General features: G+C 44.6%; 14 protein-coding genes. 4 read left to right on the plus strand and 10 right to left on the minus strand.

The genetic code is table 11. The annotated features are described in order from the left end of the window. Positions 1–172: 172 nt before the first annotated feature. Positions 173–1,366 carry a chromate efflux transporter gene (gene chrA / locus THMIRH_RS05680; RefSeq protein ID WP_173292400.1) on the plus strand — a complete coding sequence of 398 codons (1,194 nt, stop codon included), beginning with the start codon at positions 173–175 and terminating at the stop codon, positions 1,364–1,366. 63 nt (positions 1,367–1,429) lie between these two features. On the opposite strand, the gene nth is transcribed toward chrA, so the two are convergent. The 8 genes from nth to metG are packed head-to-tail and all read right to left on the minus strand — an operon-like array spanning position 1,430 to position 10,176. Further along, positions 1,430–2,062 (minus strand): endonuclease III, encoded by a 633-nt coding sequence (gene nth, locus THMIRH_RS05685; RefSeq protein ID WP_173291184.1) that lies wholly within the window; start codon positions 2,060–2,062, stop codon positions 1,430–1,432. A gap of 12 nt (positions 2,063–2,074) precedes the next feature. Next, positions 2,075–2,800, minus strand: coding sequence for an electron transport complex subunit E (locus THMIRH_RS05690; RefSeq protein ID WP_243831512.1), 726 nt, complete (start codon positions 2,798–2,800; stop codon positions 2,075–2,077). Beyond that, a complete protein-coding gene (gene rsxG, locus THMIRH_RS05695) occupies positions 2,793–3,434 on the minus strand; it encodes an electron transport complex subunit RsxG (protein WP_173291185.1) in 642 nt (213 codons plus the stop codon). The genes THMIRH_RS05690 and rsxG overlap by 8 nt, the downstream gene beginning before the upstream one ends. Before the next feature lie 10 nt (positions 3,435–3,444). Then, on the minus strand, positions 3,445–4,482 hold the full coding sequence (gene rsxD / locus THMIRH_RS05700; protein WP_173291186.1) for an electron transport complex subunit RsxD: 1,038 nt from the start codon (positions 4,480–4,482) through the stop codon (positions 3,445–3,447). Continuing rightward, on the minus strand, positions 4,483–6,876 hold the full coding sequence (rsxC, locus tag THMIRH_RS05705; protein ID WP_173291187.1) for an electron transport complex subunit RsxC: 2,394 nt from the start codon (positions 6,874–6,876) through the stop codon (positions 4,483–4,485). Next, positions 6,873–7,430, minus strand: a complete 558-nt coding sequence (rsxB, locus tag THMIRH_RS05710; protein ID WP_173291188.1) for an electron transport complex subunit RsxB — start codon at positions 7,428–7,430, stop codon at positions 6,873–6,875. The genes rsxC and rsxB overlap by 4 nt, the downstream gene beginning before the upstream one ends. 15 nt (positions 7,431–7,445) lie before the next feature. Continuing rightward, positions 7,446–8,024: an electron transport complex subunit RsxA gene (rsxA, locus tag THMIRH_RS05715; RefSeq protein ID WP_173291189.1), complete on the minus strand. Its 579-nt coding sequence runs from the start codon at positions 8,022–8,024 to the stop codon at positions 7,446–7,448. A gap of 52 nt (positions 8,025–8,076) precedes the next feature. Beyond that, positions 8,077–10,176 carry a methionine--tRNA ligase gene (gene metG, locus THMIRH_RS05720; protein WP_173292402.1) on the minus strand — a complete coding sequence of 700 codons (2,100 nt, stop codon included), beginning with the start codon at positions 10,174–10,176 and terminating at the stop codon, positions 8,077–8,079. A gap of 268 nt (positions 10,177–10,444) precedes the next feature. On the opposite strand from metG, the gene THMIRH_RS05725 reads away from it, so the two are divergent. Continuing rightward, entirely contained in the window at positions 10,445–10,744 is a 300-nt protein-coding gene (locus tag THMIRH_RS05725; RefSeq protein ID WP_173291190.1) for an STAS domain-containing protein, read from the plus strand. A gap of 74 nt (positions 10,745–10,818) precedes the next feature. Here THMIRH_RS05725 and THMIRH_RS05730 read toward each other — a convergent pair whose 3' ends face one another. Further along, positions 10,819–11,625 (minus strand): outer membrane protein assembly factor BamD, encoded by an 807-nt coding sequence (locus THMIRH_RS05730; RefSeq protein WP_243831513.1) that lies wholly within the window; start codon positions 11,623–11,625, stop codon positions 10,819–10,821. A gap of 29 nt (positions 11,626–11,654) precedes the next feature. On the opposite strand from THMIRH_RS05730, the gene rluD reads away from it, so the two are divergent. Continuing rightward, positions 11,655–12,710 (plus strand): 23S rRNA pseudouridine(1911/1915/1917) synthase RluD, encoded by a 1,056-nt coding sequence (gene rluD, locus THMIRH_RS05735; RefSeq protein WP_173291191.1) that lies wholly within the window; start codon positions 11,655–11,657, stop codon positions 12,708–12,710. After that, on the plus strand, positions 12,703–13,476 hold the full coding sequence (pgeF, locus tag THMIRH_RS05740) for a peptidoglycan editing factor PgeF (protein ID WP_173291192.1): 774 nt from the start codon (positions 12,703–12,705) through the stop codon (positions 13,474–13,476). The genes rluD and pgeF overlap by 8 nt, the downstream gene beginning before the upstream one ends. Positions 13,477–13,481: 5 nt before the next feature. On the opposite strand, the gene apbC is transcribed toward pgeF, so the two are convergent. Continuing rightward, on the minus strand, positions 13,482–14,606 hold the full coding sequence (apbC, locus tag THMIRH_RS05745; RefSeq protein WP_198415254.1) for an iron-sulfur cluster carrier protein ApbC: 1,125 nt from the start codon (positions 14,604–14,606) through the stop codon (positions 13,482–13,484). Between the last annotated feature and the right edge of the window lie 48 nt (positions 14,607–14,654).

Genomic DNA, 14,654 nt, shown 5'->3' on the forward strand with positions numbered 1-14,654 from the left:
CGTCTAAAGTTAAAGAATAATAGTTTACTAGATTTAAAGGTTATTTGAGCAGTTTCAGATTGAAATTTGACCAGGCCTGGTCATTTTTGATGGGTTTGATTAAGTTTAAAGAATCTTTCATGTGGGTTTGTTAATCTATCTTTTTGAATGGAGTTCGCCAATTTTGAAATCAGTGCTTGAAGTGTTTTGGCAGTTTTTGGGTTTAGGTTGGATTAGCTTTGGTGGACCGACGGCGCACATTGCGATTTTTCAGCGCCATTTTGTCGAGCAACGCCAATGGTTGGACATGGATACCTTTGGTAGACAGTTAGCGCTGGCGCAAATATTACCAGGCCCAACCTCAAGCCAGTTAGGGTTTTTAATTGGACTGCAGCGGGGTGGTGTTTGGGGCGCTTGGGCAGCTTTTTTAGGCTTTACACTGCCATCTTTTCTCATTATGTTCAGTTTGGCTTTGACTTTGGATGTGCTAAATCCCAATGTTTGGCAGGCGGTGTTGCAAGGCTTGCAATGGTTAATTGTGGTGATTGTATTGGATGCTTTATGGAGCATGAGTAAAAGTTTTTGCCAAACCCATCTAACCAAAATTTTAGCGTTACTTTCTGCACTGGCCATGATTTTTGTGCCTTCCATAGCATTACAGCTGACCATCTTAGTCTTAGCGGCGGTTTTGACTGGGTTGTGGCACAACCCTAAAGTTGTTGGATTGACAGAAGTTGAAAAGCCAACATCCAAAAGCCCCATACGACTCAATCTCGCCGCTTGGAGTTTTTTGGCGCTATGGTTGGGTTTACCCCTGTTGGCTCTGGTGTCATGGCCAAATCAAACAGCAAGCTCATTACTTGAGTTATTGAATGTTTTTTATCAAGCCGGTAGTTGGGTTTTTGGCGGCGGTCATGTGGTGTTGCCTTTGTTAGAGACCCTGTTGCAAAGTCAATTTACGGCCAATCAAGTGAGTTCTCAAACCCTATTATTAGGTTATGCTGCGGCACAAGCGGTGCCGGGCCCTATGTTTAGTATCGCTGCTTTTTTAGGCGCACTCTTTTGGAACTCAGCCCCTTGGATGGGCGCTTTGCTCGCCACGCTGATGATTTTCTTACCCGGCTTTTTATTGGCCTTAGCAATTCATCCACATTGGCAAACTTGGACAAACCAATCGGGCATTAAAGCCGCGCTCATGGGCGTGAACGCTGCCGTGGTTGGTTTGTTGTTGTCTGCCTGGATTCATCCAATTTTAAGCAATGTACATTGGGATAGCTATGCCCTAGTTGGAATTGCGATGGCGGCAATAGCCGTTAGGTCAAAAAAAGTGCCTATGTGGATATTGGTCATCAGTTTTGGCGCAGCTGGTTTTGTTTTATATGCTTAAAAATCGATAAAACAGTTCTAAAAACAACCAGGCCTAGTTGTTTTTAGGACTGTATTTTCGCCTTTAAACGGTTTTTTCTTTGAACTCGCATAGGTCATAAATGCAACAAGCGCCGCATCTGGGTTTGCGGGCGGTGCAGGTGTAGCGTCCGTGTAGGATGAGAAGATGGTGTGCGGGAATGATGTATTGTTTTGGGATGTTTTTAAGCAGGGCTTTTTCTACTTCTAACACATTTTTGCCTGGTGCCAATTTAGTGCGGTTGGAAACTCTAAAAATATGGGTGTCTACTGCCATGGTGGGATGCCCAAAGGCGGTATTCAGAACCACATTGGTGGTTTTTCTACCAACGCCTGGCAAGGCTTCGAGAGCAGCGCGGTCTTCTGGGATTTGTGAGCCGTGCAGCTCAATCAGCATTTTGCAGGTTTTGATAATATTGGCACCCTTGGTGTTAAACAGCCCAATGGTTTTGATATATTCTTTGAGTCCGTCCTCGCCGAGCGCATAGATAGCTTCAGGGGTGTTGGCGACGGGGAACAACTTAGCGGTGGCAATATTGACGCCCTTATCAGTGGCTTGTGCAGACAGGATAACTGCAATCAGGAGTTCAAACGGATTGCTGTAATTGAGTTCGGTTTCTGGGTTGGGAATCGCCTCAGATAGGCGTTGAAAAATCTCAAGGCGTTTTTGTTTATTCATGGGGTTCAAGCATTATTTGATGGGATTAACAGCAACTTGAATACCCAGTGCATTTTGCTTTTTCTCAGCTTTACGCAGTTCAATGGCATTTTTAGCTGCCACAAATAGACCCAGTGCTATGAAAGCGCCCGGCGGTAAAATCGCTAATAAAACAGGGTGAAAATCTTCGCTCAAATAGAAGGTCATGTTTTTGGCACCTTCACCAAACATCAAGTCCATCTGGTCAAACAAGGTGCCGTTGCCGATCAACTCACGCACAGCGCCAAGCAATACTAAAATGAGTGCAAATCCCAGCCCCATAAAGAGCGCGTCAACTATGGCTTTATCCACTGGGTTTTTGGAGGCATAGGCTTCTGCACGCCCAAGAATGGCGCAGTTGGTCACGATGAGTGGAATAAAGATCCCTAAAATGCCATGTAAGGTATGCAGATAAGCGTTCATCAATAAATCAATAATGGTCACTGCTGAGGCAATAATTGCAATGAAAACAGGAATGCGAATTTCATCTGAGACATAATCACGAATCAACGACACCAAAACATTTGATACCAATAAAACCGCCATGGTCGCTAAGCCTAACCCGATACCATTAACGGTATTGTTGGTGACAGCGAGCAATGGGCAGAGTCCCAGTAAAGCAACTAAGGCTTGGTTATTAGACCAAAGTCCGCTTTCGGCAATTTTTTGATATTCCGCCAATTTCATTTTTAAAAAGCTGGGTTGTGTGAGTTCAGTCATAGAGGGCATCTCTGTGTTGGTTGAGATAATCAAGGGTATTACGCACGGCTTTGACAACCGCTCTTGGGGTAATGGTAGCCCCAGTGAACTGGTCAAAATCACCACCATCTTTACGGACACGCCAGCGCGGGGCATTTTCATCACGCAAATTGCGGCCATCAAAAGTGCGAATCCATTGAGATTTTTTGATTTCTATTTTGTCACCTAACCCGGGGGTTTCTTTGTGCTCTAACACACGCACACCAGCAATGCGGCCATCCGCTAAAACGCCCATGAGGATATGAATATCCCCACTGTAACCATCGGGGGCTATGGTTTGCAAAATGACACCCGTGGGTTGTCCGTCTTTACGCACTCGATAAAGGGTGACTGGCTCAGAAGTTCCTAGAAATTCAGGTGCAATGATTTGTTTGGTATCGAGTAAGGGGTCGTTGTTATAGTTTTCGGGTGGCATCACCTGATTAAAGGTGTCTAAGATGGTTTGTTTTTGCGCGATGGCAATGGGTTCTGCGGTGATAAAGCGGATGCCAAGGAGCAAGCCAACACCGACCAAGGTAAATAGGCTTAAAGACACAGCAGATTTGGCCATTTGTTGCCAAAGGGTTTTTGAGGGGATTGGATTAGGTTGGCTCATTTTAAATCCATCATTTACGCACTAAACCATGCCCAAACACACGCGGTTGAGTGTATTGGTCAATCAGCGGGACACACATATTCATAATCAAAATCGCAAAGGCAATACCATCGGGGAAAGCGCCCCAATTACGAATCACATACAATAAAACGCCTATGCCTGCAGCATAAACCAAACGACCACGAGGGGTTGTTGAGGCGGTGACTGGGTCGGTGATAATAAAAAATGCCGCTAACATAGTGCCCCCTGAAAACAGATGGAAACTAACTGAGGCATATTTGGTTGGGTCGATTTCATGGAAAATAAATGCCATTAAGGCCAGCGAGCCTAAAAAAGCCACTGGAAAATGCCAACGAATCGAGCGGGTGTAGAGCATCCATAAGCCCCCAACAAAAAAGGCTAAGTTTACCCATGCCCAGCCAGCACCTAATTCTAGCGAGTTGAAAATGGTTGAGCCTAAGCTGTCGCCAATGCCACCACTGCTGGCCACTTGGGTTTTAACAAACCCTAAAGGCGTTGCACCGGTAATGGCATCTAGGGCAATGCCAGCTGTTGTGCCAAAAAAGATTAAATCAATTGAGTGCATAAAATCTAAATGCACGCCGCTGACACTGCTGGGAAGTGTCCAGACCGACATTTGCGCCGGAAAAGAAATCAGCAAAAACGCGAAGCCCAACATGGCTGGGTTGAACGGGTTATAGCCCAAACCACCATAAAGATGTTTACCAAAAATTAAAGCAAAAGCACTGCCGGAAACCACGACCCACCAAGGCGCTTCTGGGGGCAAACAAAACACCAAACCGGTCACGGTAATTAACGCACTAAAGTCGGTTAAGTAAGGCTTAATAGGGCGGCCGCGAAGTTTTAGCATGATCGATTCAACCACCAGTGCGGTGATGACTGCCAAAGTCCATTGAATGGTAATGCCCCATCCAAAAAAGTAAATGTGGGTCAGCATGGCAGGGATAGCGGCAATCTGTACCTGCATCATGGCTTTTTGCACGCTGTGAGCGCTGTGTGAGAAGGGCGAGGTATTTAAAATATTCAATTAAGCGTCCTCTTGGGCGGATTTGGCCAGTTGTGCCGCCTTGCGTTCGGCAGCTTTTTGTTGCGCAGCGGCCATGGCGGCTTTGCGCTTATCTGCAGCAGACTCAGTGGGCATTAACGGAGTTTCAACAGCGGTGGATTCTGCAAAAGGTTCATCACTTAAATCAGCTTTAACATCTGCTGAAGACGACAATAACTCGGCCACTTCAGGGGTTGATGTTGTAGGAGATGCGGCTTGTTTTTTGGCCAAAGCTCTGGCTTTAGCGGCTTCAACCGCCGCTTGGCGTTTGTCTACCAATGACGGCTCCGCTGGCTCTGCCGTCTCTGCCATTATTTGGGTAGATGGTTCGGTGGCTTCTTCCGTTGGTGTTGCAGCGGCTTGCTTTTTGGCGAGAGCTCTGGCTTTAGCAGCCTCAACCGCCGCTTGGCGTTTATCCACTAAAGTAGGTTCATTGGCTGTTGATTGTTCGGCATTAGGCGTTTTGGTATGTTGGCGTGCTGCTGCCATGGCTGCTTTTCTAACGGCAATGGCAGAAGGCGTTGTTGATTCTGAAGCTTCTTCGGTTTGTGAAGGCGTTACTGCTGCAGCTGCTTTAGTTGCGGCGCGCTTTTTAGCGGCTTCGATGGCTTTATCTCTGGCAGAAGGCACTGCGGTTGCTACCGATTCTGCTGTATTAGGTGCAGAAACCGGCGCAGTTAAATCAGTCGCTTGACCTGGCGCAACATCGCTGACCGGATGCTGATGACTTTTACCCGCTGCTTTTTGACGCGCAGCGGCGGCTCTAGCGGCTGCCGCGGCCGCACCACCGGCAGGTTTGGGTTTATCCGATTGCGGTGCGGGTTCTGCCTGAGCTTTATCAGCCGCTTGTTGTTTAACAGCTTCTTTTTTGGCTTTTAAACGCGCTTCTTTTTCTGCCTGCTCGCGTTCTATACGGGCAAGTTTGGCTTCGTGTCTTTGTTTGGCAAGTTCGGTGGCTTTTTCTTCTTGTTTGAGAATCTTTATTTCGGCCTTGGCATGGCGATAGTACTGCACCAATGGAATATGGCTTGGACATACAAAAGAGCAACACCCACATTCAATACAGTCGGCAATTTTCAGTTTTTCGACCTGTTGATATTCTTCAGCGCGCGCATACCAATACATTTGTTGCGGCAATAAATTAATTGGGCAGGCATCCATACATTCGCCACAGCGAATACAAGGTAGAGCTTCTTCAACCGGTTCAGGAGGGTTTGCCAAAACACAGTTGGTGGTTTTAATCACAGGCACTTGATTATTGGGCATTTTTACCCCCATCATAGGGCCGCCCATAATCAATGGGTAATCTAATGCCACTTTGGGTTTTGCTTGATTGGCAAGGTCTTCAAAAGAGGTGCCCAACAAGGTGTCTATGTTGTAAGGCTCATTAAGACCCAGTCCAGAAACTGTCACAAAACGCGAGGTTAAGGGGTTGCCATGTACGACGGCTTGATAAATGGCGGTATAGGTGGCGACATTCATCATCAATAAACCGATATCAACCGCATGGGCATGGGCTGGGATTTCGATACCGGTGAGCTCTTGAGTCAGCTGTTTTTGACCGCCCATTGGATAAACCGTGGGGACTTTACGAATTTCAACCAAGGTGCCTTGCGCGGCTTTTTTCATGGCGGCGATGGCTTGAGGTTTATTGCTCTCTATCCCACAAATGGCTTTGGTTGAGCCCAATGCCTTGGCGACAATCAGGGCACCTTGCACAATTTCTTGGGCTTTGATTTGCATGAGCAGATCGTCACAGGTAATAAAAGGCTCACATTCCGCACCATTGATTAATAGTGTGTGAATTTGCCCAGCTTTTTTGGGCAGTTTGGCAAAGGTTGGAAAACCTGCACCACCCATACCGACTATACCGGCATTATGCACAATGGTTTTAAGCGCATCGGGGGTTTCTGGCCATTCGCCATTAACGGCTAAAGCATTGTGAATGGCTTCGTCTTTAAAGTCTGGCGTAATCACAATACAGGGTGCACTCATACCAGAAACATGCGGAATCACACGGTTTTCAATGGCAGTAATGATGCCCGAAGTGGGCGCATGAATGGGTGCGCTTAGCCCTTTATCGGTATCGGCGATGCGTTGGTTTTTGAGAACGCGTTCCCCAACACTTACCAAAGGTTCGGCAGCGACGCCCACATGTTGCTGTAAAGGTAGCGTTAGAGTCTGTGGAATATAGTCCGACTTAAGCGGATGACTATTGCTGAGCTCTTTATTGTATTTTGGAAAAACGCCACCGTGAAAATGGTGGGTCCAGCGCTTAGCCATAGGGTATAAATAGGAGTAAATCTCACCAAACCATAGCAATAATTTAGGTTTGCGTTTTTTGGGTTTTGGGATGGCAATCGGCGTATATTTCATTTTAGTCCACCTGTTAAAGATGACTCTTCAGGTTTTGGCCAAGCCCAGTTTTTAAGTGTGGTTTCTTCAGGACGCATTTCAATGCAGTCCACAGGGCAGACCGGAATACATTTTTCGCAGCCAGTGCATTCTTGTTGAATGACGGTGTGCATGAGTTTGGTTGCGCCCATTATGGCATCCACTGGGCACTCTTTAATGCAGTGGGTACAACCAATGCAAAGGTCTTCATCAATAAATGCGGTGATTTTGCGCGGTTTGTCTTCTGGCACGGCATCCATTTCTTTGGGTTCACGATGGGTGATTTCAGAAATTAAAATCATCACCTCATTGCCACCGGGAATACAAAAATTCACTTCAGCCTCGCCATTAGCAAGCGCTTCGGCATAGGGTTTACAGCCCGGATACCCGCATTGTCCACATTGGGTTTGGGGCAATACCTTATCAATGGATTCTGCAATCGGATTGCCTTCGACTTTAAAGCGAATCGAACCATAGCCCAGCAGTAAACCAAATAGCAGTGATAAGCCTAAGAAAATGAGTAGCGCTTCTAACATGGTGAATAAGGTTCCTTATTTGACCAAACCGCCAAAGCCCATAAAGGCCACAGACATGAGTCCGGCAGTAATCAGGGCAATGGGTGCGCCACGAAAGGGTTTGGGTACATCCGCGTATTCAACACGCTCGCGAATTGAAGCAAATAATATCATGACTAAAGTGAAGCCCACCGCAGCACCAAAACCGTAAAATGCAGACTCTAAAAAGTTATTTTTTTCGCCAACATTTAGCAGCGCAACGCCCAAAACAGCACAATTGGTGGTAATGAGTGGCAAATAAATACCCAATACTTGATAGAGCGCTGGGCTGGTTTTATGAATGGCCATTTCAGTAAATCCGACGACCGCTGCAATAGCCAAAATAAAACCGATGGTTTGCAAAAACTCTAAGTGAAAGGGTTCTAGCAAGTAGGTGTAAATGAGGTAGCTCAACACGGAAGAAAGTGTCATCACAAATGTAGTAGCGAGCCCCATACCTAAAGCGGCATCTGTTTTTTTGGACACACCCATGAAAGGACATAAGCCCAAAAATTTGACCAATACAAAGTTGTTGACCAAAACGGTACTGATAATAATGAGTAGGTAATCTGTCATGGGTTGCTTTATTACATTTAAATAAAAGTTATGGTTAGATGAAAAATACGCTTTATTTTACACGCATTCCTGGTAACGCGCCTTCGTCAGGCGTGAGTAGAAAAATATCTGCCCCACCTGGTCCTGGTGCTAATACCATGCCTTCGGACATGCCAAAACGCATTTTTCGGGGTTTTAAATTGGCGACCATGACGGTGGTGCGGCCAATTAAGTCTTCAGCTTGATAGGCTGATTTAATGCCCGCAAACACTTGGCGTTGTTCAAACCCTAAATCTAAAGTGAGCTTTAAAAGTTTTTCTGCTTCTGGCACGGCTTCGGCGTTGATGATTTTGGCAACACGCAAATCTAGTTTTAAGAAGTCTTCAATTGTCACCTCAGGCGCAAGCGCTTCAAAGCCAGTTGCCTGAGTTGATGCTGTTTTTTCTGGCTTTTCAGCTTTTGATTTAGCAACCACTTTAGGTGCTTCCGTAGCTTTAGGGGCAGCAAGGCTTTGACGAGAGTCTTCTATCATTTTGTCGATGGCATCTTTGTCAACGCGTTGCATGAGCGCTTTAAAGGCGCTGATTTGATGGCCGAGTAAGGGCGTTTGGACGCTGTTCCAATCCATTACATCCAACTGTAAAAAGTCTTTTGACTTGGCCGCGGTTTCTGGTAACACGGGCGCTAAATAAGTCATGATGATTCTAAATAGGTTAATACCTACCGTGACAGATTCATGTAATTCAGCCTCTTTGCCTTCTTGTTTAGCCAGTACCCAAGGCGCGGTTTCGTCAATGTATTCATTGGCTAGATCGGCAATCGCCATAATTTCACGCATGGCTTGACCATAATCTCGAGCTTCGTAAAGGTCTGCAATTTTGTCTGCTTGAGCGGCGGCTTGTGCAACCAATCCTGCGGCTCTGTCAGACCAAGTAGTCGCCAGTTTGCCGTCAAATTTTTTGACCACAAACCCAGCGCAACGGCTGGCGATATTGACGACTTTACCGACCAAGTCTGAGTTGACGCGTTGTGCAAAATCCTCAAGGTTTAAGTCAATATCATCAATGCGACTTGAGAGTTTTGCAGCAAAATAATAGCGTAAGTATTCTGGGTTTAAATGTTTTAAGTAGGTGATGGCCATAATAAAAGTGCCGCGCGACTTAGACATTTTTTGGCCATCAACTGTTAAGAAGCCATGCGCAAAAATGGCATTAGGGGTTCTAAAACCAGCTCCAGACAACATAGCAGGCCAGAAAAGCGCGTGGAAGTAGATGATGTCTTTACCGATAAAATGGTAAACCTCAGCATCTGAGTCTTGTGCCCAGAAATCATCAAAGCTTGTGCCAGTTTTGTCGCAATAAGCTTTAAAACTGGCCATATAACCCACCGGCGCATCTAGCCAAACATAAAAGTATTTGTCGGTTTCGCCTGGAATTTCAAATCCGAAATAGGGCGCATCTCTTGAAATATCCCATCCGCGCAAACCAGATTCAAACCATTCATCGAGTTTATTAGCGATTTGGGTTTGTAAGTGGCCTTTGTGAGTCCAGTCTTTAAGCATTTCTTCAAAATGCGACAATTCAAAGAATAGGTGGTCCGTGTCTTTTTCAATGGGGGTTGCACCAGAAACCGCTGATTTTGGATTAATGAGTTCGGTGGGGCTATAGGTTGCACCACAGGCTTCACAGTTGTCACCGTATTGGTCTTCAGTGCCACATTTAGGACAAGTGCCTTTAATAAAACGGTCTGGCAAGAACATGGCTTTTTCGGGATCATAGAACTGCGAAATGGTTTTGCGGCTGATATGGCCTTGTTCTTTTAACTGGGTGTAAATGTAACTGGCAAAGTGCTTGTTTTCGGGTGAGTTGGTGCTGTGATATTGGTCAAAGCCAATATTAAAACCAGCAAAATCTGTTTGGTGTTCTTCTGATACTCGTGCAATTAAGGCTTCAGGCGTAATACCTTCGGATTGAGCACGTAACATAATAGGCGTGCCATGAGCGTCATCTGCACAAACATAAATACAATTATGGCCACGCATTTTTTGAAAACGCGCCCAAATGTCAGTTTGGATATACTCTACCAAGTGCCCCAAGTGAATCGGGCCATTGGCATAAGGCAAGGCGCTGGTAATTAAAATTTTGCGTTTGGCTTGATTGGTCGATGACGACATAGTTACTAACATCCCACTAGGTAACAAACCTTTCTATCTTTAAAATCAAGAAGGTTGAGTTTTAAAAGCGTTAAAAATGCCACTATTATAGCTTTTGATGGATTTAATTTTTGATAAAGTTAAGCTTCTTTGCCTAGGTTTTAAAGGGCGTTGTTTTAAAAAAGTGGTTAAATTTATGCTAACAATAAATTTATTTATTTTGCATGTTGCTGTTCTTCGATTTAAGATAAGCGCACATCACACATAAAAAATAAATAGGAATGAAACGATGTCTGTTACAAGTGAAGTTTTAAATGATGAAGTTAAGGTCATGATCGATGGTAACTTTGATATCGGTTGCTATGAGGACTTTAACGCAGTTGTCACTCAGAATATGGGTGGGCAGCGTGTCTTTGTGATAGACCTTTCTAGAACAACTTATTTAGACAGTTCAGCATTAGGGATGCTACTTTTGCTAAGAGAAAAAGTTGGCGGAGATACTTCTAGAATGCGTTTGGTTAATGTCAGTGAGTCAGTTTTAAAGGTTCTTAAAATGGCTAAGTTTGATATGCTTTTTAGCATTAATTAATTTTCATTGCCTAAAACGAAAAAAAACGCCGTAAGGCGTTTTTTTTCGTCATGAGAAAAGTCAGCAAAATATGTTTAGGGTTGTGAAATCGCTGGATTTTCAGAATCTTGCGCAAGCAATTTCAGGTTTAAATCAATGACCGCTTGGGTATTTTCTGCATTTTCCTGCATACCTAATTTTAGGTAGGAAACTTTCATCAATTCAAGTGCTTTAAAATTAACCATAGAGCGTGGATATTTTTCAATGACTAAGGCTGCACGATTGGCGGCTGCTAAATAGGCTTTGCGGTCAAAGTAATAAGACGCAACTTGATATTCGTGGCGTGCTAAGCGGTTGCGCAAAGCAATCAAGCGTTTTCTGGCAGTTGGAGAATAGCTGCTGGTCGGGAAGCGTTTAAGCAATTCTTCATAGGCATTATAGGCATCTTGAGTGGATGCCATATCTCTACGGGCTGGGTCCGAAAGCCACGAATCTAACCAGCTTTTGTTAATAGAGTCGGTTGCTAGGGCTTTTAAGTAATAGGCATAAGGCAAAGCACTGTGTTTTGGATAGGTTCTGATAAACTCGTTAAGTTCACGAATGGCAGATTCTGGTTCATCAAACTTGTAGTAGGCGTAAGCCAGTTCTAAATAAGATTGTTCGGCATATTTGCCATAAGGGAAATAGGCTTTTAGCTTTTCATAATACTGGGTTGCCGTATCCCATTGCTGGTCATCAAAGGCTTCTTTGGCATGGTCATAAAACTCTTGTACGGTCCATTCAGACTCATCTTTTTGGATGAGTGAGCAGCCTTGTAGAGATAAAAGCGGGATTAGGATGAGGGATAACAGCAGCTTGTTCATTTTTTGGGTAAAATAGCACAAAATTAAAAACCGAATCATAACATAAACCTTTATAGAGAGAGCTTATTTTGAGCAGCCAACAATTACAGTGTGTCATTCCAATCGATAAAATGGGGCAGCGTTTAGATGCGGCTTTGGCCGAGCAGTTTTCAGATTATTCGCGTAATCGGGTCCAAGATTGGATTAAAGCAGGGTGTGTGAGTGTTGATGGTCAAATCAAAACTAAGCCCAATGTAAAGCTGTTAGGCGGTGAACGCATTGTTTTGCAGGCGGACATTGAGGATGAAGTGAGTTCCGAAGCGCAAGATATTGAGTTGGATATCGTTTATGAAGACGATGATATTTTAGTCATTAACAAGCCAGTAGGCATGGTTGTGCATCCTGGAGCGGGTAATCCTGATGGCACCTTATTGAATGCTTTGTTGTTTCATTATCCAGAAGTCAGAGAAGTACCGCGTGCGGGTATCGTGCATCGTTTGGATAAAGATACCTCTGGCTTGATGGTAGTGGCCAAAACGGTTCCTGCCCAAACCCACCTGGTGGATCAGTTGCAGCGCCATGATGTTGAGCGTGTCTATGATGCGGTGGTCATCGGTAAAATGATTTCAGGTGGCAAGGTAGATAAGCCCATCGGTCGCCATCCGCATGATCGCAAAAAAATGTCGGTTGTTCCAGAGGGTGCGGGTAAACACGCGATTTCTCATTATCGCGTGTTAGAGCGTTTTAGAGAACACACGCTAGTACGCGTTCAATTAGAAACAGGTCGTACCCATCAGATTCGTGTCCATATGTCGCATTTGGGTTTTCCCTTAGTGGGTGACCCAGTGTATGGGGGTCGCTTAAGAATCCCACGCCAAATGGAGGCTGAGTATGTTGATTATATTAAAGGCTTTAATCGACAAGCGCTCCATGCCGGTAAACTTTCTTTAACACACCCCATTACCCAAAAAGAAATGACTTGGCGCGTGCCTATGGCTGACGATATGTCGGAGCTGATCGATATTTTGCGTGAAGATGTTGAAGCCTTTGCTAATCGTTTTGAGCAAGGTGATTATGACGAGTTTGATTATGATGATGGTATTGAATGGGCATGGGTAACGGATGCCGATATTCCCAATGAATGATACACAATCGGTCAAGTGGATTACGCCAGATTGGCCAGCGCCTTTATCGGTTAAGTCATTAGTCACGACTCGACAAGGCGGCGAGAGTTTAGCGCTGTTTGATGGCTTTAATTTAGCGCTGCATGTCGGTGACAACCCTATCCATGTGATGAAAAATCGTGAGCAATTGCAGGCACAAGCCTGTCTTCCCAGCACACCTTTTTGGCTGAATCAGCAGCACACCATAGACAGTGTTTACATTTCTGGTGATGTCTTAAATAAAACCCCGCCCATTGCCGATGCCAGTTGGACAGATTTGCCAGGGTTGGTGAGTGTGGTGATGACCGCGGATTGTTTACCTATATTGGTGACCAATCATGCGGGTTCTTTGGTGTGTGCCATTCATGCTGGTTGGAAAGGCTTGGCTGATGGGATTGTTGAAAAAACGCTAAAACAATTACCGGAGCATCCCAAAAACTTGCTGGTGTGGATAGGCCCAGCCATTAGCCAAAAGCACTTTGAAGTCGGCATGGATGTTTATCAAGCTTTTTGTGACAAGCGCCAGCATTTGGAGGCGTTTTTTGAACCAATTTTAACCAGGCCTGGTTATTTTTTGGCTGATTTGGTATCCATTTTAAAATTTATTCTGCATGAATTAGGGGTAAATGATATTTACGGCGGACATTTATGCAGCTATGCGGATGAGGCTTTGTTTTATTCTTATCGCCGAGATGGAAAAACTGGCCGCATGGCCAGTTTAATATGGTTGGATGCGGCAAAACCTTAAGCGAGTTAGGTATTTTGAATCACAATGTTTGGAAAAGCGTTGCTGTAGTTGCGGCGTTGTTTGGCAATCTCAGCGCTCACTTGGTAAGCAATATTTTTATACTTTAAGGTTATTTCGCTGGTGGGTTCGGCAACCACGGTGGGTTTTCCTTCATCAGCTTGTTGACGAATTTTGCCATTTAAAGGCATCGCCCCTAAAAAGTTTACCTGATAAGCTTCCGCCATTTTTTGGCCGCCATGTTCTCCAAAAATCGCTTCTTCAAATCCGCAATTAGAACAAATGTGGGTGCTCATGTTTTCAATAATGCCTAAAATCGGAATGTTGACTTTTTCAAACATTTTCAAGCCCTTGCGTGCATCAATCAGCGAAACTTCTTGAGGTGTTGTCACGATGACTGCACCCGTGACAGGGATTTGCTGTGCCAAGGTCAATTGCACATCGCCAGTTCCGGGCGGTAGGTCGATAATTAAATAATCTAAATCTTGCCAGTCGGTTTCTTTAAGCAATTGGATTAAGGTTTGAGTCACTAATGGACCACGCCAAACCATGGGTGTGTCGCTGTCCATTAAGGCGCCAATGGACATGGCTTGCAGGCCATAGGCTTGTAATGGCAACATGCTTTTGCCATCTTGGGTTTGAGGTTTTTCTTTAATATTGAGCATGGTGGGAATGCTCGGGCCGTAAATGTCTGCATCCAATATGCCAACTCGTGCGCCTTCTTGTTGTAAAGCCAAAGCCAAGTTAACGCTGGTGGTTGATTTACCAACCCCCCCTTTACCAGATGCCACAGCAATGATATTTTTAATATTGCTAAAAGGTGTGGTGCCTCCCTGCGTTTGACGAGTGGTAATTTCAGTTTTCCAAGTAAAAGTAATACTGTCAATTTCATCAATTTGCGTTAGGAGATGCGTGATTTGTTGTTCATAATGTGGCCATAAGCTTTTGGCAGGATAGGGCATTTTTAAATGAATGTCTAAAATGCCTTTTTTGAGCGATAAGGATTCTAGGGCTTTAGCCGCCATTAAATCTTGTTGCAAATTTTGGTCAACAATCAAAGCCAACTGTGTTTCGATTTGGTGTTGTAAATCTTCTGAAATGCCATTGCCAAATAATTTTTTTAAAAAACTCATATTGCGTTGCTCTTGGATAATATAAAAATATTTTGAGAAACTGGGATT

The organism is Thiosulfativibrio zosterae (assembly GCF_011398155.1).
Taxonomy (GTDB): Bacteria; Pseudomonadota; Gammaproteobacteria; order Thiomicrospirales; family Thiomicrospiraceae; genus Thiosulfativibrio; species Thiosulfativibrio zosterae.